Below are 19,941 nucleotides of genomic sequence, written 5' to 3' on the forward strand. Positions count from 1 at the left end.
ATCTCATCTTCATGAAAGCTTTCTCCATCCTAACGCCCCCAAAAGTAAAAGGGGCCAAAACGCCACAAACGCTCAGTCAACTTCAAGGTGCAGCGCAAGCTATCACCTTGGCGAATATCTGTATTGAACACCCAGGGCTAACCTTAGTTGTCACTCATGATACGCCGAGCGCTTTACAGCTGGAAATGGAGTTAAGTTACTTACTTGCGCCAAAATCGCTGCCCGTTTTACTGTTTCCCGACCGAGAAACCCTGCCCTACGACAGTTTCTCCCCCCATCAAGACTTGGTCTCACAGCGACTCGAAACCTTGTCGCGCATTCCAAGTGCTAAACAAGGGATTGTGATTGTCCCAATTAGCACCTTGATGGTTCGCCTGCCGCCGCAGTCATTTTTAACAGGTAACGTATTACTGCTGACCAAAGGGGATATCTTCCCGTTAGAGCAAGTCCGTCAGCAGTTGATCAATACCGGCTATCATCTGGTTGAGCAGGTTTATGAACATGGTGAATTCGCCGTTCGTGGCTCGATCATAGATATCTTCCCAATGGGGTCAAATCACCCTTACCGCATCGAATTGTTTGATGATGAAGTTGAATCCATTCGCCTTTTTGACCCAGAAACTCAGCGCTCCAGCGAAACACAAGACGCCATACGCCTGTTGCCTGCCAAAGAATTTCCCACCGACGATGCTGCCATCGAAGGCTTTAGACAACGTTATCGCCGTCAATTTGAAATAGTCGTAAAAGAACCTGAGTCCATATACCAGATGGTGAGCCGTAAGGTAATGCCTGCGGGTATCGAGAGCTATTTACCGCTGTTTTTTGACGAAACAGCCACTCTATTTGACTACCTTCCACAAGCAACACAATTGGTCACTGTGGGTGATATTGAAACAGCAGCCAAAGCTCACCTCAATGAGGTACACCAGCGCTATGAAAATCGCCGTGTGGATCCTCTCAGGCCGCTGCTCGCAGCCAAAGATCTCTACCTGCTGTCAGAACAAGTATTCGAAGCCTTCAAACAGCTTCCAAGATTTTTATGTAAAGGTTTAAATTATTCCGGTACCAGTATTTCTGCTGACGTTGAAGCCTTACCCGATATCGCTGCCAATCACAAACTCAAGCAATCACTAATCAATCTAAAAGAGTATGCGCAGTCCGGCACTCCGCTGCTATTTTGTGCCGAATCGGAAGGCCGCCGTGAAGCGCTTATCGAGTTATTAGCCAAAATCGATATCAAACCCCAGTTGTTTAAGCATTTTTATCAATTCGCCGAGAAACCGGTGAAATTTGGCTTAATTGTCTCGCCCTTGTCCCAAGGCGGTATTTTTCAACCCAAAACGGGTAAACCTTGGGCGTTGATCTGTGAAACCGAGCTATTTGGCCAGCGGATCTCCCAGCAACGTCGACGCGACAAACAGCGACAGATCAGCAGCGATGCACTGATTAAAGATTTAGCCGAATTAAAAGTCGGTCAACCTATCGTGCATTTAGACCATGGTGTTGCCCTATATCAGGGGCTTGAAACTTTAGATACCGGTGGTTTAATCGCGGAATATTTAAAATTAGAATATGCAGGGGGCGATAAACTTTATGTTCCCGTGGCATCGCTGAACCTTATCAGCCGTTACAGTGTTGGCGCCGAAGAAGAAGCCCACCTAAATAAACTGGGTAATGAAACCTGGACTAAAGCAAAACGTAAGGCCATTGAGAAGATTCGCGATGTGGCCGCAGAGTTATTAGATGTCTACGCACGACGTCAGGCACGTCCAGGTGAAGCCTGTCAGCTAGATCAACAAGAGTATGCCCAGTTTGCTGGCAGCTTCCCGTTCGAAGAAACCGTCGATCAAGAAACCGCTATTGATGCGGTGCTCACCGATATGTGTTCGCCGATCTCGATGGACAGATTAGTTTGTGGTGATGTAGGTTTTGGTAAAACCGAAGTGGCAATGCGAGCGGCTTTTGTCGCGGTGAATGACAACAAGCAAGTCGCGATTTTAGTGCCAACCACTCTACTGGCACAACAACATTACGAAAACTTTAAAGACAGATTTGCCGACTGGCCGATTAAGATTGAAGTCTTATCCCGCTTCAAAACGGCTAAAGAACAACAAGCGGTATTAGATCAACTCGCCAATGGCCAAGTCGATATCGTTATCGGTACCCACAAACTGCTGCAATCGGAAGCAAAATTTGAAAACCTGGGCTTGTTGATCATCGATGAAGAGCATAGATTTGGTGTTCGTCAGAAAGAAAAGATTAAGGCGCTAAGAGCCAATATCGATATTCTCACGCTTACCGCGACGCCGATCCCCAGAACCTTAAACATGGCAATGTCGGGCATGCGTGATTTATCCATTATTGCCACACCACCAGCAAAACGTTTAGCGGTAAAAACCTTCGTGCGTGAATATGACGACGCTACGGTACGAGAGGCGCTGCTACGTGAGATCTTAAGGGGCGGTCAAGTCTACTTCTTGCACAATAACGTCGAAACTATCGAAAAACGTGCAAGGGAAATTGAAGATTTATTACCCGAAGCTAGAGTGATAACCGCGCACGGCCAGATGAGAGAGCGTGATCTAGAAAAGGTGATGTCTGACTTTTATCATCAAAAATACAATGTGTTAGTTTGTACTACGATTATAGAAACCGGCATCGATGTTCCCAGCGCCAATACCATAGTGATTGAACGTGCCGATCATTTCGGCCTCGCCCAGTTACACCAATTACGCGGACGAGTCGGTCGTTCCCATCATCAGGCTTATGCCTATTTGATGACGCCACATCCCAAACGCATGACCAAAGATGCACTTAAACGCCTTGAAGCCATCGGCCTATTGGAAGATTTAGGCGCCGGTTTTATGTTGGCGACACAAGATCTTGAGATCCGCGGTGCTGGCGAACTGCTCGGCGATGAGCAAAGTGGCCATATCTCCAAAATCGGCTTCACCCTGTATATGGAGATGCTCGAAGATGCGGTGAAATCATTGAAGGCAGGTAAAGAACCCTCATTAGAACAGATGCTAAAAGGTCAATGTGAAATCGACCTACGTATTCCAGCATTGCTGCCTGATAACTATGTTAGTGACGTTAATATTCGTCTGTCTCTCTATAAACGCATCGCTAATTGCGCCGACGAAAAAGCCATCGACAACTTAAAAGTGGAACTTATTGACCGCTTCGGCTTGTTACCTCAAGCGACCAAAAACCTGTTTGCCTTGACCCTGCATAAACATCAAGCAACGGCATTAGGTATAGGTAAAATTGAGATGCACACTAAAGGGGGGAGTATCGAATTTAGGGATGATCACTGTGTCGATCCCGGCTTCATTATTGGCCTTTTACAAAGCCAGCCACAAAGTTATCGTATGGATGGACCAAGTAAGTTAAAATTCATCATGCCAACAGAAACTGATTCAGAACGATTAGATTTGCTGTCACTGCTTATCTCACAGTTGATGCAACATCGCCTTGGAGAACCACGTGCTTAAACAGACTCTATTTTTAGCCACTACCCTACTTTCTATTTCTGGATCAGCCATTGCGGCTGATGATGAACGTTGGTTTGAGGTAGAGATCTATATTTTTGAACGTCAAGGCAACCCATACGAAGAGATGTTAAAAAATCCAGCCAATATCAATCAACGTCAACCCGTTGATATGATTTTACCCCTGTTCACTACTGACATCAGTGGCGCTAGTGCAGGCTTAACCGGCTGCACCGAGCAACAATGGATTGATAATCCTGAAGCTTGTCATCAGCAATTAGATGCTGGCCACGTCAGTTATCCAAGCCGTATCCCCATGAACATTGGCGCTGCGCAGCCACAATACGCCAAAGTGGGAGAATCAACTGTGCTATTAGCAGACTCACAAGCACAATTTAGTGACATCATTGCCACACTCACTCAAGAAGCTGATCATAAAGGCTTATTGCATATGACTTGGCAACAATCGATGCAACCCAGACGACTCGCCACACCTGTACGTTTAATTGCCGGTGATGACTTTTCCAAACGTTATAATCAAGACGGTTATTCGATAGATCATCAACAAGTAGCGCCAGTTATTCCACAATTTAATTTTGATATCGACTTTGGCACCACAGCGAAAAAACAGCCTATTTGGCAACTCGAAGGCGCAATCAACATCTATCTCGATCATTACCTTTATGTTGAAACAGCACTGACCTTACGTGAAGAAGGCCAAAAACAGCTCAACACCGCTTCATTAAATGACAATGCCTTTAGTAGTGAGCCCTATCAAACAGTATCGGGAACAAGCAGTCCGTTACCTTATCTGTATAAAATTTGGATGGCGCAGAATAAGCGGGTAATAAGCGATGAGATCCATTATTTCGACCATCCCAATATGGGCATGATTTTACAAATTCGAAAAATGACGCAACCGAGTGAAATGACGGATCAATTACCCGAAAAGCCATCACAAGAAGTTGTGATAGAAAGCAATACCCAGACAGAGCAAACACCTTCCGATCATTAAATTAGTAGCAGTTAAATACATTAAAGTATCGAAAAATCGAGGTAGATATCATCTGCCTCGTCATCTTCGATAAGTAGATCATCGACTCTTGCCTGAGGCACTCCAGTTTCGACCCAAGCAACAAACTTATCGACAGCATCACCACCGCCCTGTAATAAGATTGATACTTTGCCATTGTCATTATTCTTAGCATAGCCCGTTAAGCCTAACGTTAATGCTTGTTGTTGGCTAAATCGTCTGAAACAGACTCCCTGAACCTTTCCCGAAACCGTAATAATCACTCGCTTCATTGCTGCCTCATCCTATCGAATAGACACATTGAAGATAACTCAAACTAGGGCAATGGGCAAAATTTAGGCAAAAAAAACAGCTAACTAATAGATTGGTTAGCTGCATCGGGCGACATACGCAAACTGGAAAGATCTTTAAAGATCAACATGCGGAAAATTGTATCAATGGACACAATAAAAAACCACTGTTATACACTATTGCACTATAAAAAACTTCAATATCAGAATACACGTCATTTTTAATCTAATTGATCATACAAATAGATCGGAATAATCTTACGAGATTAAGGATTGCAAAAATTGATTTAATATCGGTAATACGTTGTTGCTGGCAAAATGGATCAATGAATTTTGCCAATTTAAACAGAAAAGGAACATACAGATGTAACGCCATCAAAAGCAGAACTTAACTGCTCAATGAAAATAATTTTAATGGGTAACTGACTTATGTGGCTTTGAATTCCTTAATTCGACCGAGATGAGCCGCTAACGCTGCAAACTTATGACTTTGCTCTTCATCCCAGATAATTTCATAGAAATCTGCAAGCTCATTTGCCACTAATTGGTTATCATTAGCTTCATCATGACGAGACAAGATACATAGGCTATTTCCGCGGTTTTTATCCCTAAATTGTGAAACACACTTGCTGGCAATATCCGCATACTCTTCTGGACGGTCAATTTGGTTTAACATGGTCTGTTCAGGATGCAGATTCGGATTTATCAAAACCGTTTTAAGCTGATTCAGAAATCCGATCCTTTCAGCCCAATAGGCCCCTAAGCCAACGCCGATAGCCAGTGGCTTAGTATCATCCGTTTGCTGTAGTTGCCTAGACACCTCGTTGAGCAGATGCTGCATATCATGCTTAGGATGCAACGTACTGTAACTTATCAAGCGCACATCATTATCGATAAACTGTAACTGACGCATTTTTTCGTGATTACCCGGACTTGTCGCGTCAAAACCATGAAAATAGAGGATCATCCTTTTCACCTATCATGCAATACCTGTTTAAACTGTAGCTAACTGATTCAAAAACGCATGTGAGCTATATCAAATATTTATGCCTCAAGCAGTTTATTCGCCAATGACTTAGCTTCAAGCCAGCGGCTTTCATCTTCTAATGCGCTTGCCACTTTTGCCGAATCGGCACGTAATAGATTGGCAGGCATGTTAGGTCTCTCTCTCGGCCATTTAAAATCATTAAGCAGCTCGGTGACACCGCGATTATCATTACAAACCAAAATCATATCGCAACCCGCAGCCAATGCAGCAGTGGCTTTTTGCTGGTAACCACCAACTACACCAGCGCCTTTCATGCCTAAATCGTCTGAAAAAATCACACCATTAAAGCCAAGTTCACCACGTAATACCTGCTGCAGCCAAAAAGAGGAGAACCCTGCAGGACTTGGATCAACCTTGTCATAGATAACATGAGCCGGCATGACCCCTTGCAACATTGACTTCGAGATTAAATCGCTAAACGGTACCATGTCCAAGTCGCGGATAGCTTGTTCACTTCGTGAGTCCACAGGTTTAGCAATGTGAGAATCAGCCGCCACGCTGCCATGTCCAGGAAAGTGTTTGCCCACAGCCGCCATACCTGCATCACTCATGCCTTCAATGAAAGCAGAAGCCAGCAGTATCACTTGCTCAGGTGTTGAACTAAAAGCGCGACTACCAATCACTTCACTAATTCCATTAAGGTCAAGTACAGGTGCAAAACTTAAATCGATATCACAGCTCAGCAGCTCTATCGCCATCAAAAAACCCAGCTCTTTAGCCCATATTCTCGCAAGTGCAATGTCACCTTTTGCCTTAGGTAAAATATCACCCATGGCCGGAATTTTTGTAAAGCCATCGATAAAGCGTTGTACACGTCCCCCTTCATGATCGACGGCAATCAATAAATCAGCACGAATTTGGCGAATAGCACAAATTAATTCACATAACTGGTTTCTATCTTGGTAATTGCGGCTAAACAAAATGAGGCCACCAACCATAGGGTGTTGTAACTGTGCTCGCTCTTGTTCCGATACCTGAGTTGATAATAAATCCATCATTAGATAGCTCACACTTCCCCCTAAATTTCCTGTTAGATAGCGCTAATACAACAATGAGCGCTATGATAATACTTGCAACAATAGTTCAATAAACATCTGTTAAATAATGAAATTAAACTTAATACTGTTTTTATGAATTTAGCTAACTAACACCTTGCACTAATATGACTAATCCGAATCACCTTAATTAAAAAAACTAATGCGAGTTTACCTATCAAAGTATGGGATACTCATAAACCATCAATCTTAAAGTGCTGGCAAGATTAACATACCTTCTCATGCTTTGTTGCCTGCAAAAATAGCTTTATTAGCCTAAAATCACGAGATTGAATAATGATAACAATTAAAGCAAGCGGGATTTTAAATGATTAGCGTTTTTGACATGTTTAAAATCGGTATTGGGCCATCAAGCTCCCATACCGTAGGTCCGATGAAAGCGGGCAATATCTTTATTAAAGATCTACAACAACATGGTCATTTAGCAGCCACCGATGAGCTACGTTCAGAATTATTTGGTTCACTAGGTCAAACGGGTAAAGGCCATGGTACAGGCAAAGCGGTGATCTTAGGCCTGATGGGTGAAGAGCCAGAGACTGTTGATACAGACGCCATCGATAATATTCTTGAGCAAGTGAATGAAACCCAAACCCTCACCATGCCAAATAATAAAGTGGTCCGCTTCAGCCGCGAAGACGGAATCACCTACCACAGACGTAAGAGTCTACCCGCACATGCCAATGCAATGACCTTATATGCATTTGCTAAGGGTGAATGTATCTATCAACGTACTTATTACTCTGTTGGCGGCGGTTTTATTCTCGATGAAGATGAGATTAAAGCACGTAACGTTTCTCCCGCCTCACCAATTAAATCAGCTCCTTATGACTTTAATAGTGCGGCAGAATTGCTTGAGATGTGCCTAGAAAATGGTTTGAGTATCTCCGCATTAATGATGGCCAATGAACTCTCAGTTGCCACCAATGAGGCCGAAGTAAAACAACGCCTATGGTCCATCTGGCAAACCATGAAAACCTGTATTGAGCGGGGTTATCAAAAAGAAGGCATTATTCCTGGTGGCTTAAAACTACGTCGCCGAGCCCCCGCGTTGTATCGCCGCTTAAAAGCTGAGGGGAAAACCAATAAAGATCCCTTAATGGCGATGGATTGGGTTGACCTCTTTGCCCTTGCGGTCAACGAGCAAAATGCGGCTGGCGATCGGGTGGTTACCGCGCCAACCAATGGTGCAGCGGGAATTATCCCAGCTGTATTATGCTATTACGACACCTTCGTTCAAAAAGTCGATATCGATATCTGTAGCCAATATCTACTCACTGCCGCAGCCATCGGCATCTTATACAAGAAGAATGCTTCAATTTCAGGTGCTGAAGTTGGTTGTCAGGGAGAGGTAGGCGTCGCATGTTCAATGGCTGCGGGTGCACTGACAGAGATCATGGGCGGTACTATCGAACATGTCGAAAATGCCGCCGAAATTGGTATGGAACATAATTTAGGTCTGACTTGCGATCCTGTTGGTGGACTCGTTCAAGTACCCTGTATCGAACGTAATGCCATGGGCGCGGTAAAAGCCATTAATGCTTCACGCCTAGCCATGCGCGGTGATGGTAACCATAAGGTTTCACTAGATAAAGTCATCAAAACCATGATGGATACCGGTAAAGATATGCGCAGTAAATATAAAGAAACCGCCAAAGGTGGTTTAGCTGTAAATATCGTCGAGTGTTAATTGCTTAGCCTTTATCTATTACGACTTAGCTAATACCAATAGCAAAAATAAAACCGCCCAAGCTTACACTTGGGCGGTTTTGATATTTGATAAAATAGTAAATTAACGAATTGGCAATTCGATATCGGTAAACAGATTCTCGATAAGTTGTGGGTCCCTCAAGCTCACTGCCTTTTCAACCACATCTTTAGTCAAATGCGGCGCAAAATACTCGATAAAATCGTACATATAAGTACGTAGGAAGTTACCCTTTCTGAAACCAATTTTAGTAGTACTGTGAGCAAATAAATGACTCGCATCGATAGCCACTAAATCTTTATCGATAACGGGATCAATCGCCATAGAGGCGATAACCCCAACCCCTAGGCCGAGTCGAACATACGTTTTTAACACATCTGCACTGGTAGCGGTAAACACTACACGTGGATCGATATTGGCACGGTTAAAAGCTTTTTCAATCTCAGATTCTCTATCAAAACCAAATACATAAGTTACCAATGGGAAGCGGCCTAAATCTTCGATACTAATCTGAGTTCGTGAGGCTAATGGATGATCTCGAGTAACAACAATAGAGCGGTTCCAGTGATAACAAGGCAGCATAATCAGATCGGAATACAGGTGCATCCCTTCAGTTGCAATAGCAAAGTCAGCATCTCCTCGCGCCGCCAACTCACTGATCTGCGAAGGTGTGCCCTGATGCATATGTAAATTCACCTTTGGATAACGGTCAATAAAGCCACGTATAATACTGGGCAAGGCATAACGAGCCTGGGTATCTGTCGTAGCAATATTTAGCTCACCTTGATCGGGTTTAGTGTACTCTTCAGCCACCTTTTTAATACTCTCAACTTTACCCAAAATATCATTGGCAATACTGATCACTTGCTGACCCGCTGGTGTCACATGTGTTAAATGTTTACCACTGCGACCGAAAATTTGAATCCCCAGTTCATCTTCAAGCATTCTCACCTGTTTACTGATGCCAGGCTGAGATGTATAGAGGTTTTCCGCAGTAGCCGAAACGTTTAAGTTGTGATTAACCACTTCGGCGATATATCTCAGTTGCTGTAGCTTCATCTTCTATCCTTTGAAAGGTGTGCAATGCTCATGTGGTTGCACAATAATTGTAACTTTAAGTATAAGAAATAGTTATAGTGCATGCAGAAAATTAAATCAATCTGGAATATAGCATATATCAAAAATCTATGATGAGAGATTAGCAATACTCTTAAATAAGATAGCTATGCTAGTATTTTGATTTATTGTAGTATTAACCTAATTATAAAAATAATGGTAACCCAATGATATTTACTTTGGTTCTGATCCTAATTGGTGCTTTACTGCTTCTAGTTATCGGTATCAATGTGATACAACAGCATAAAGAGCGTGTAGAAGCAGAAAGAAGAATTGAACTCGCACGCCAACGGGCCATTATTGATGAAACTGAAAATGTCTTGTCTTGTACCGGCATGTTCCCCTGCTCTACCGATATCACCCTTATCCTCTATAAACGCATTCAAGAGGCGTTATTTCAGGCGAGTCATCTAGGTGGAAGCTTAGCTGCTGACTACCGCCGCCGTTTAATTGATCTCAATGGCCAGATCGAAGCCCTCAATGCTAACCCGAAAAAAAATCCCTCTGTTGAACAGTTTCGCTTACCCGATACCGATAAACAGATTTTGACCTTGGTTCAAGTATTAAAAAAACTAAAAGCTATCCTTCGCGCCGAACATAACAAAGGCAAAGTTGAGCCCACTATTTTCGCTCAAGAAGAGGCTCGCGTAGATAGTTTACAGCTCAGAATTAATGTTGAATCTATGCTTTCTCGGGCACGTACTGCCTGTTTTATGAAGCAATATGGCTCATCAAAACAGATGGTTACTAAAGCTTTAGCAACACTCCATACCATTAAGGCGCTGACGCCTAACGATCCTTTCATCATGAAAAAAGTCGAGGAAGCCAAATTATTACTTGATGAGATAATGGGCGCACAAAAGCTCGCCGAACCCGATGTGGTACAGAGAAAACAGGGCGAAGATGATATTGATGTATTATTCCAACCTAAGAAAAAATGGTGATCCCATTTGACTTACTGAAAAAAAACCACCAAGTTCAGTTGGTGGTTTTTTTATGATGTAGAAGCTCAATTATCTTTACCTAAGGCGCTAATCTCGAAATATCCCAACCCACGTCCTGTCGGCTATAAAGAAAACGATCGTGTAAACGATATTCACCACCTTGCCAAAACTCAATACTAGAAGGTTTCACCACATATCCGCCCCAGAATTTGGGTAATGGCACCTCGCCTTTACTAAATTTGGCCTTCATTTCAGCAAATTTACTCTCAAGCGCCTGACGGGCAGAAATCTTACTCGACTGTTTTGATACCCAGGCCGCTATCTGGCTCTCTTTCGGCCGCGTAATAAAATACTTTAGTACTTCAGTGGTTGATAATGCTTCTGCAACTCCGGTAATTGCCACTTGTCGCTCAAGGGGATGCCAAGGGAATAACAGACTCACCTTGCTGTTTTGAGCAATTTGTTCAGCCTTACGGCTCTCCAAATTAGTAAAAAACACAAAGCCGTTATCATCAAAGCGTTTTAGCAACACGATACGTTGAAAAGGCTGGCCATGCTCATCGACTGTCGCCACCGACATCGCCGTTGGATCCGTTAATACATTGGCATCACGGATCTCTTGCATCCATTTCTCGAATAGCACCATAGGATCATCGGGAAGTTCCTCGCGATGTAAGCCACCTAAGGTATATTCCCGTCTGATATCATCTAAGTTCGACATCTCTTTTCCTTTACTACATCAAGATTAAACAGGGACTAACTCATTTTAAAGCATAGGCCCTTGCATCCATCTACCCTGTCGTTGCTATTGCAACAATTAGCCTTAGTGCAACTCAACATTCTTGTAGGCCAATTAAAGCCTAATTAGGTTAATTCTACAGGGACAAGGTGTTCACAATCCAACTGTTTATAATGATTAATAAAAACCGTTTTTTGCCGTCCAATTGACAATTGAATTTGAGATAAGTGTTGTGCATCTTTTGCCACAGTATTCGCCAATCCAATTAATTTTGTAGAGTCGATATTAATCATATCCCAACGACTAGGATTAAATGCCGTTAAAAGCACATCAAACAGCGAACACACTAGCTCGTCCTGTTCGATATTGGTTTCAATACTGATGTAACAGTTCGGCAGTTGCGGGGTTATATGTAACGTTAAATACTGCTGCTCTAACACCCCATTTAATGAGTAGCCATAGGGAGTAAACAGATGATCATCAAACTGAAAGTCGGGCAAGCGTTCGGCTAAGCCTAACTGCTGAAAAATATACTGCTTACTCTGCGTCTCAGCACGCAGATACTCGGCAAACTCACCCCGAATATGAAATAGCTGTAAGCCGCTAAAATGGCGACTCAAAGCCTCTTCACCATAGGTAAACAGGTAATGATGATGGCTGTCTAAATGACCTAATCGATAGGCTTTACCTGCAATATGTTGACGTAATTGCCACACATCATCTTCAAAACGGCTCGACTGAAGGTGTGCATACAGCTCACTCTTGCGCTGATAGCTAAAGCCCTTGATATTCTCACAGCCGACCGACGTTAATATAGCCAAAGTAGTATCAATTAAACTGGTGTTACCGCAAGTAATTAAGATCAGCTTATGCTGCCAGACGAATAAGCTCGACTCACTAAGCACATAGGCATCACAATAATTATGGGTGGTTTTCGAAAGGATGCTCGCCCCCGCTTTTGCCAGCACAGTTTGCCAAAATAGTATTTCTCTATCACGAAAACCCGTTTGGCTTTCATCGATAACTATCTCAATGCGTTTTTCTGCACCTTCAAAAAACATGCTAATAGGGCTGCTCCAGTGAATGATTGATAGTGATTATATAGCCAAAAGCCAGCTTTGACCGAGTCAAAACTGGCTTTTGAGAATTAAAGCTTACACTTTGGCTTAAGAGAAATCTTCCAAATAAGTGTAACCTTTTAAGCCCACTTGCAACTCTTCGAGAATATTAGCACGTTCATCTTCTTGAATATGCTGATTCACCAACTCCTCATACGTACGCATAAAGGACACTGCATCAAGGTTCACATAACGCAAAACATCGGCAACGGTATCGCCTGCGAGTACAGATTCTATATTCACTAGTCCTTCGTCATCTAAACGCACAACGGCTGAATTGGTATCACCAAACAGATTATGCATATCGCCCAAAATCTCTTGATAAGCTCCAACGAGGAAAAAGCCAATCAAATATGGACTCTCTGCGCTCCATGCCGGTACAGGTAAAGTGGTTTCAATCCCTTGGCCGTCAACATACTGATCGACAATACCGTCCGAATCACAGGTGATATCAAGCATCACAGCACGGCGCTCTGGCTTCTTATCTAATCCACTGAGCGGCATCACAGGAAAGACCTGTTCGATCCCCCAAGCATCAGGCAAAGACTGGAACAGTGAGAAATTAACGAAAAACTTATCTGCTAACTTTTCATTTAATTCATCAATAATGGGACGATGGAAACGGTACTTACCACTCATCACACCTTTTAATTCGTAGCAGACACGCAAATTCATCTGCTCAGCCCAAGCTCTATCGGTAAGACTCATCTGTCCTAACGCGAATAATGAATGCACTTCAGCCAAATCACTTTGCACGTCATGATAGATCTCAATCAGCGCACGCTGATCAGCTCTGGCACTCACTTCAGTCCAAGACTGCCACATGTTTTTAAGCTGCTGGGGCGCTTCTTCACTGGGTGGATCGAGTTCTTCCGACTTATAGGCTTCAGTGCCAATAACATCGGTGATCAACACGGCATGGTGTGCGGTCAGATAACGTCCCGACTCCGAGATCAATCTCGGCATCGGCTGTTCATACTCATCACACATATCGCGAAGTGTACTCACAATATTGTTAGCATACTCAGTTAAACCGTAGTTCATCGAGTTACTACTTTGGCTTCGCGTTCCATCGTAATCCACAGCCAAACCACCACCGACGTCGAAACATTTAACGTTGGCACCCAGCATTTGCAGCTCGCAATAGAAACGACCAGCTTCACTCACACCACTTCGAATGTCACGAATATTGGCTATTTGCGAACCTAAATGGAAATGCAGCAGCTGTAAGCAATCAAGCATGTCATTGGCTTTGAGAGAGTCAATCACTGTTAACACTTGCGCCGCTGACAATCCAAACTTAGATTTTTCACCGCCACTGGCTTGCCACTTACCTTTACCTTGGAACGCCAAACGTACGCGCAAACCTAATCGAGGTGTTACGCCAAGTTTTTTGGCTTCTTCGAGTACGACTTTTAGCTCTGACAGTTTCTCTAAGACGATATAAACGCTATGACCCAGCTTTTCACCAATCAGCGCTAAACGAATATATTCAACATCTTTATAGCCATTACAGATAATCACTGAGCTGGCTTTTTGCGCCATGGCTAGCACGGCCATTAACTCGGGCTTACTACCGGCTTCTAAGCCTAACTGCGGCACTTCTTTAGAGACTTGGCTGGCTAAGATCTCTTCAACTACAGTCTGCTGCTGATTAACTTTAATAGGGTAAACAAGTAAGTAATCAGATTGATAATCGTAACGCTGAATCGCTTGGTTAAACGCCTGACAAAGACTATTGACTCTGTGGTGCAAAATTTGCGGAAAACGCACAAGTACGGGTAAAGCAACACCTGATTTGACCATATCTTTGGCCAACTCATTTAATCCAATACTGTGTTCAGGATGATTCGGATCGGGCGAAACCGTCACCTCACCGGCCTCACTTATGCCATAGAGCCCAGAGCTCCAGTAGTTAACGTTATAACCTGCATAAGCATCTTTAATAGACCAATTACTCATATTTTCTCAACCTGTCTATCGACATTCATATTTGGCTCGCGCAGCGCTTACCAACACATTAATGTAATTCAATATCGCCACATCTTGGCACACAAAGGCAACATCAAAACTGTTTGGAGGCCGTATTAAGTATTCGCTTCACACGCCCTAATCCATTACCCAAGCTTATCCAGGGATAAAGCAAAAAAGGCGCGCAATTAAACCCCCGAAATAAATTAATTGCAAGTATCAATAACACATTAATTTATTACAACCTTTAATGCACTTTTATCACTTCCATAAGACAAATTTTGTCACGTGTAACTGTAAACTTATTAGCCTAGCTAAAATAAATAGCCTTAACCAATAACTGCTCAAGCATCTTAGGCAAAATTACTCTATAATCCGCAGTCGAAGTTGTTCGACAAAACCATAGAGAATCCCATGATAGAGATAGGAAAATCCTGCACGTTAGAGATCGTCAAACAGGTCGATTTTGGTGTATATCTTAATGCCCATGAATTAGGTCAAGTCTTGCTACCAAGAAAAGTGGCACCCAAAGAATTTGAAATTGGCGATAACATCGAGGTGTTTCTTTATCTTGATTCTGAAGACATGGTAATTGCTACGACCAAGCAACCAAAAGTTCAGGTAGGGCAATTTGCTTATCTAAAAGCCGTAGCTACTGGTCCTTATGGCGCCTTCTTAGATTGGGGCTTAGATAAAGACTTATTCCTCCCTTTCGGCGAACAACATAGAGAGATTGAGGTTGGTCGCTCTTATTTGGTTTATGTTTATCAAAACAGTGCCGATGAACGTATTGTTGCGTCATCAAAAGTCGATAAATTTTTAGATAAAACGCCGCCGCCATATCGTAATGGGCAAGAGGTCAGTTTGATCATCGCAGGCACCACTGATTTGGGCTACAAAGCGATTATCGATCATGCCCACTGGGGCGTCATATATAAAAATGAAGTGTTTAAACCACTGCGTTTTGGCCAGCGTACTAATGGCTTTATCAAGCGCGTTCGCAGCGACGATAAAATCGATTTGATTTTACAGCGCGGTGCCAAAGAAGAACTCGATAAACATGCCAACACCATTATGATTAAATTAAAACAATCAGATGGTTTCTTGCCCCTTACTGACAAAACCGATGCTGAAGTAATTTATGCCGAATTGGCCATGAGTAAAAAAGCCTTTAAGAAGAGCATCGGCGGTTTATATAAAATGCAGAAAATCACCATAGACACCGACGGTATACGCCTTATTTAAACGTATGCGAGGTATTTTTAACCAGTAAAAATGCCAACTTAGCGATTGTCTTTGCACAAAAGCATAGCTCTGTTATAACAAGGCTATGCTTTTATTTTAGATAAGACCTAATGATGAAACTCACTGCACTTGAAGCTCGCGTTATCGGTTGCTTACTCGAAAAAGAAAAAACCACACCAGAACAATACCCACTCTCATTAAACGGCCTAACCTTAGCTTGTAACCAAAAATCCAGCCGTGAGCCAGTGATGAACTTAACTGAATCAGAAGTCCAATCAACCTTAGATTCGCTCAACAAGAAACGACTAATAAGCGAACAGAGCGGTTTTGGCTCCCGAGTCGTCAAATATAAACATCGTTTCTGCAACACCGAATTCAGTGCATTACAACTGAGCCAAGCTCAAGTCGCCATTATCTGTTTATTACTGCTTCGAGGCCCACAAACGCCAGGCGAGTTGCGAACTCGTAGTAACAGATTACATCCTTTTAGCGATGTCGCTGAAGTTGAAAGTGCCCTTATGGAGCTCAACCAGTTAGACTCCCCCTTAGTACAGCAACTGCCTAGAGAACCAGGGAAACGCGAATGTCGCTTCACCGAACTATTAAGCGAAACGAGTGATAACTTGTCAACAGATGATCTCTCTGTGATCCCCAGCAACACTGATAACCCAGAACCTCATTCCACCGCTTTAGCTGACCGAGTATCTCAATTAGAACTGGAAGTCGCTGAGTTAAAACAGCTAGTTTTACAACTAAAAAGTAACAATTAAACACATTTCAACATACCCTGTTGCATACAGAGATGTTAACGTAGGGCAATAATTAAAAAGGGATTTATCATTGAATACTGTGACAACTAAAAACCCTATCAATGCAGCGTTGCTCTTAGCAACCTTTGAATTGAAAAAGATACTCTTCAGCAGACGTGGTATTGTAGCCCTAGCTGCTTTCTCTCTTGTTTGGTTTGTTTTGCTTTGGTATCCCATCAGACAAGCATCATTTTACTTATTCTCTCCAGATTTAAAGCATTTACTGACAGGCATGTTTGGTGAAGACTCCGTAAAAGAGCTTTTCTCTTGGAAAGTGGCTGAAATGGCGATTATGTGGGTTGCTGCTCTGTACTTGTTCCCACTATTCAGCTTGTTTGTCTGCGCCGATCAGTTTGCCTCAGACAAAACCAGAGGAACTTTTCGCTTCCTTACTCTGCGTACCAGTCGAGACACATTATTCTTTGGGCGCGTCACTGGTTACTTGTTAATTCAAGCCTTGCTACTGGGCTTTACATTGTTAGCGACACTGTTACTGGTGGGCTATCGTGACACCAGTTTAATATGGGTCGCCTTGGCATCGAGTACATTTATCTTTATCAATATCATGATAGTGATTTTGCCCTTTACAGCATTAATGGCCTTGTTATCGCTTCATGCTAATTCGGCTCGTCAAGCGACAATATATGCCACATTATTTTTAGTGGGCACATCGATTATTAATGGTTTGATTTCACACTACTTGCCAGCAATTGGCGAAACACTAAATTGGCTAATTCCTGGCGCACAGCTATCAATCATGATTAATAGCCACGGCTTTAACAATCTAGGGATTACAGTTGTCCCCCTAGTGCAAGCCGCCATATTGCTGCTTTTAGGTCGAACCTATATGGCGAGGATTGCACTATGAAAATGATCTGCTGCCAAAATGTCAGTAAATTATATGGCAACAAACGAGCATTAAATGATGTTAGTTTCGACATCGATGCAGGACAAGCCATCGCCTTAGTCGGCCCCAATGGGGCGGGTAAAACCACCCTATTCTCACTTTTATGTGGTTATATTAGCCCTTCCCAGGGCGAGATTAATATTATGGGTCATAAGCCCGGTGACAGTGCCTTGTTAGGCAATGTCGCCGCCTTACCTCAGGATGCCAGACTCGATCCTAATTTGACCGTGTTAACACAATTAAGTTTTTTTGCACAATTACAGGGATTTAATAAATCATCGGCAAAGCAGGAAGCACTGCGAGTATTAAACTTAGTCAACTTGCTTGATGTAGCCGAGCAGAAACCACTGGCGCTCAGCCACGGTATGGGAAAACGAATAGCCATTGCCCAAGCGCTGATAGGCTCTCCTCAATTAGTGTTATTAGATGAGCCAACAGCAGGCCTCGATCCTGTCAATGCCAAAGCCATAAGAGAATTAATACGCAGCCAATCGAGCCAAACCACATTTATTATCAGCTCGCATAATCTCGATGAGCTAGAAAAGCTGTGCGACAAGGTGTTATATCTCGACTTAGGCGTGCTAAATCAATCGGTGTCGATAAAAGACAATCAGGCTGAAGATTATCTCACCTTAGCGATGCAGCAATGTGATAGCGAACGACTCATAGCCATCCTTTCTACTTGGCCACAGGTTAAATCGGTTAAGAGCAATCAGTATCATGAATTCGTGCTTCATTATGAGGTACTACAAGGATTTCAGATTGAGCAGCAGCTACTCAATCTGTTTAGTGAACAAGGTTGGTCATACAAAACTATCCAGCGTGGTAGAACCCTTGAGGATAAGCTGTTTTCAAACTAAGGCTGAGCAGCGTTAAGCTCACTAGAGTAACTAAACCATAAAGCCAGCATCATGCTGGCTTTATTATAGCTATGACTTGCCTATCAAATTGAGAGTAAAAATCAGCAGTTAATAAGTAGATATTGAGCAACGTAAATGGACGATATTGCGAGAAGATGCGAAGACAAAGCTGGTTCATAAAGCCGGATAATCTGGCTAGGTACATGAATTACCCATAAAAAAAGAGCCGCGATTAATCGCAGCTCTTAGAATTCTTTTTAGTAGCTATATGCTACTAGGTCAGCTTAAAGAACAGTTACGTTCTCAGCTTGTGGACCTTTTTGACCTTGAGTCACAGTGAACTGCACTTTCTGACCTTCGTCAAGAGTTTTGAAACCGTCAGAGTTGATCGCACGGAAGTGTACGAAAACGTCTGGGCCAGACTCTTGCTCGATAAAACCAAAACCTTTGTCAGAGTTGAACCACTTAACAACGCCAGTAACTTGAGACATGATATAAATCCTGTAACTAAATAAATTAAAGCCATAAACGGCAGTAGAGCTGGAAAATGCCGGTATTACTTATGTTAACAGGACGAACTGGTCGTATTGAACACATAAAGTTAAGCCCAACCTTCAAGCTCCAATCACTATAAATGATTCTAGCAGTATGTCAACAACCTTAAACCATCCAAAATCTGATTTTTTACTTAAATTTCTGTCAGTTGTTACAAATTAATGACTGAAAATTTAAACCGCATGTTGAACAGTTTTTTGGGGGCAAAAAAATAGATAACTTAAACAATGATTAACACGCTAGCTCGCTCGAAAGACTTCTATCTTGAAATCTAGCTCACAGCTAAACTTTGCCGTCGTCATCGCCTGTTTTTGTTCTGCTGTAAATTTCCAATTATAGGGTGTCATCACTAAAAAATTTGCTATATCGGTGGGGTCTTCTAGCTGCAACAGCTGCTGAACCCGTTCTCCATGTATTAATTCAAAGCCCTCAATCTGGCTAACAATATCAGGATGTGAGCGCGGCTGTTCATAAATACGTTGTTTCAGCGCAAAGTGATGTTGCGGCCCTGCTGATACGGTGATCAAAATACCTCCAGACTTCACGACTCTATGTAACTCTGCATCTTGAGACGGCGCATAGATTCTCAACATGAAATCAAAGCTATTGTCTTCAAATGGCATTTCAAAACTACTTGCGACACAAAAGTCGATCTCTTTATAGCGTTTCGCCGCATATTTCAGCGCCGACTTGGAGATATCAACCCCGTTTAAACTAAACTCGCCTCTGGTCTGCATCACCCGTTGTAATCGATGTGAGTAATAGCCCTCACCACAACCGATATCTAAGCCATGTATCGCATCTGGCGCAAACTCTAATGCCAGTTGATTAACTCTATCGCTCATAAATTGGTAATAGCCTTGGTTCAAAAACTCCCGCCGAGCGAACATCATCTCTTTACTGTCACCAGGATCTTTTGAGCGTTTTTTCTGTACAGGCAATAAGTTAACGTAGCCCTCTTTGGCGCAATCAAATCTATGATTGTTATCACAACACCAAGTTTGTTGAATTAATTGCAAAGTTTGACTACAAATTGGACAACGATAATTCATTAA

Annotated in this window: 17 protein-coding genes; 8 read left to right on the forward strand and 9 right to left on the reverse strand. The window is 42.7% G+C overall.

Translation table 11 applies throughout. The features are described from left to right. Window positions 1-11: 11 nt before the first annotated feature. Both mfd and L1D21_RS08300 read left to right on the forward strand, forming a co-directional pair. On the forward strand, window positions 12-3,494 hold the full coding sequence (mfd, locus tag L1D21_RS08295; RefSeq protein ID WP_239844764.1) for a transcription-repair coupling factor: 3,483 nt from the start codon (window positions 12-14) through the stop codon (window positions 3,492-3,494). Beyond that, a complete protein-coding gene (locus tag L1D21_RS08300; RefSeq protein ID WP_239844765.1) occupies window positions 3,487-4,506 on the forward strand; it encodes a CsiV family protein in 1,020 nt (339 codons plus the stop codon). Before mfd ends, L1D21_RS08300 begins: the two co-directional genes overlap by 8 nt. A gap of 20 nt (window positions 4,507-4,526) precedes the next feature. On the opposite strand, the gene L1D21_RS08305 is transcribed toward L1D21_RS08300, so the two are convergent. The 3 genes from L1D21_RS08305 to nagZ all read right to left on the reverse strand — a co-directional run bounded on the left by L1D21_RS08305 (window position 4,527) and on the right by nagZ (window position 6,872). Next, a complete protein-coding gene (locus L1D21_RS08305) occupies window positions 4,527-4,796 on the reverse strand; it encodes an acylphosphatase (protein WP_239844766.1) in 270 nt (89 codons plus the stop codon). A gap of 445 nt (window positions 4,797-5,241) precedes the next feature. Next, window positions 5,242-5,781, reverse strand: a complete 540-nt coding sequence (gene ycfP / locus L1D21_RS08310; RefSeq protein ID WP_239844767.1) for an alpha/beta hydrolase YcfP — start codon at window positions 5,779-5,781, stop codon at window positions 5,242-5,244. Window positions 5,782-5,858: 77 nt separating this feature from the next. Next, on the reverse strand, window positions 5,859-6,872 hold the full coding sequence (nagZ, locus tag L1D21_RS08315) for a beta-N-acetylhexosaminidase (protein WP_239844768.1): 1,014 nt from the start codon (window positions 6,870-6,872) through the stop codon (window positions 5,859-5,861). Window positions 6,873-7,224: 352 nt separating this feature from the next. Between nagZ and L1D21_RS08320 the strand changes: the two genes are divergently transcribed. After that, window positions 7,225-8,604 (forward strand): L-serine ammonia-lyase, encoded by a 1,380-nt coding sequence (locus tag L1D21_RS08320; protein WP_239844769.1) that lies wholly within the window; start codon window positions 7,225-7,227, stop codon window positions 8,602-8,604. A gap of 102 nt (window positions 8,605-8,706) precedes the next feature. Here L1D21_RS08320 and cysB read toward each other — a convergent pair whose 3' ends face one another. Beyond that, window positions 8,707-9,681 (reverse strand): HTH-type transcriptional regulator CysB, encoded by a 975-nt coding sequence (cysB, locus tag L1D21_RS08325; RefSeq protein ID WP_239844770.1) that lies wholly within the window; start codon window positions 9,679-9,681, stop codon window positions 8,707-8,709. A 224-nt stretch (window positions 9,682-9,905) separates the two neighbouring features. On the opposite strand from cysB, the gene L1D21_RS08330 reads away from it, so the two are divergent. After that, window positions 9,906-10,682, forward strand: a complete 777-nt coding sequence (locus L1D21_RS08330) for a hypothetical protein (RefSeq protein ID WP_239844771.1) — start codon at window positions 9,906-9,908, stop codon at window positions 10,680-10,682. A gap of 79 nt (window positions 10,683-10,761) precedes the next feature. Here L1D21_RS08330 and pdxH read toward each other — a convergent pair whose 3' ends face one another. From pdxH to speA, 3 genes are all read right to left on the reverse strand, one after another. Further along, on the reverse strand, window positions 10,762-11,403 hold the full coding sequence (gene pdxH / locus L1D21_RS08335) for a pyridoxamine 5'-phosphate oxidase (protein WP_239844772.1): 642 nt from the start codon (window positions 11,401-11,403) through the stop codon (window positions 10,762-10,764). Window positions 11,404-11,546: 143 nt separating this feature from the next. Next, on the reverse strand, window positions 11,547-12,482 hold the full coding sequence (locus L1D21_RS08340) for an S-adenosylmethionine decarboxylase proenzyme (protein WP_239844773.1): 936 nt from the start codon (window positions 12,480-12,482) through the stop codon (window positions 11,547-11,549). 105 nt (window positions 12,483-12,587) lie between these two features. Beyond that, a complete protein-coding gene (speA, locus tag L1D21_RS08345) occupies window positions 12,588-14,501 on the reverse strand; it encodes a biosynthetic arginine decarboxylase (RefSeq protein ID WP_239844774.1) in 1,914 nt (637 codons plus the stop codon). Window positions 14,502-14,924: 423 nt separating this feature from the next. On the opposite strand from speA, the gene L1D21_RS08350 reads away from it, so the two are divergent. The 4 genes from L1D21_RS08350 to L1D21_RS08365 all read left to right on the forward strand — a co-directional run bounded on the left by L1D21_RS08350 (window position 14,925) and on the right by L1D21_RS08365 (window position 18,331). After that, entirely contained in the window at window positions 14,925-15,755 is an 831-nt protein-coding gene (locus L1D21_RS08350) for a S1-like domain-containing RNA-binding protein (RefSeq protein WP_239844775.1), read from the forward strand. Between the two features lie 113 nt (window positions 15,756-15,868). Beyond that, window positions 15,869-16,525 (forward strand): DUF480 domain-containing protein, encoded by a 657-nt coding sequence (locus L1D21_RS08355; RefSeq protein WP_239844776.1) that lies wholly within the window; start codon window positions 15,869-15,871, stop codon window positions 16,523-16,525. A gap of 70 nt (window positions 16,526-16,595) precedes the next feature. Further along, window positions 16,596-17,432, forward strand: coding sequence for an ABC transporter permease subunit (locus tag L1D21_RS08360; RefSeq protein WP_239844777.1), 837 nt, complete (start codon window positions 16,596-16,598; stop codon window positions 17,430-17,432). Next, on the forward strand, window positions 17,429-18,331 hold the full coding sequence (locus tag L1D21_RS08365; protein WP_239844778.1) for an ABC transporter ATP-binding protein: 903 nt from the start codon (window positions 17,429-17,431) through the stop codon (window positions 18,329-18,331). Before L1D21_RS08360 ends, L1D21_RS08365 begins: the two co-directional genes overlap by 4 nt. A 284-nt stretch (window positions 18,332-18,615) precedes the next feature. Here the strand turns inward: L1D21_RS08365 and L1D21_RS08370 are convergent, their stop codons facing one another. Together L1D21_RS08370 and rlmA are read right to left on the reverse strand one after the other, a co-directional pair. Beyond that, complete coding sequence (locus tag L1D21_RS08370) at window positions 18,616-18,822, reverse strand: cold-shock protein (RefSeq protein ID WP_028764848.1); 207 nt, start codon at window positions 18,820-18,822, stop codon at window positions 18,616-18,618. Window positions 18,823-19,125: 303 nt separating this feature from the next. After that, window positions 19,126-19,938, reverse strand: coding sequence for a 23S rRNA (guanine(745)-N(1))-methyltransferase (rlmA, locus tag L1D21_RS08375; protein WP_239844779.1), 813 nt, complete (start codon window positions 19,936-19,938; stop codon window positions 19,126-19,128). Window positions 19,939-19,941: the final 3 nt, after the last annotated feature.

This window comes from Shewanella sp. Isolate11 (assembly GCF_022398315.1).
GTDB lineage: Bacteria > Pseudomonadota > Gammaproteobacteria > Enterobacterales > Shewanellaceae > Shewanella.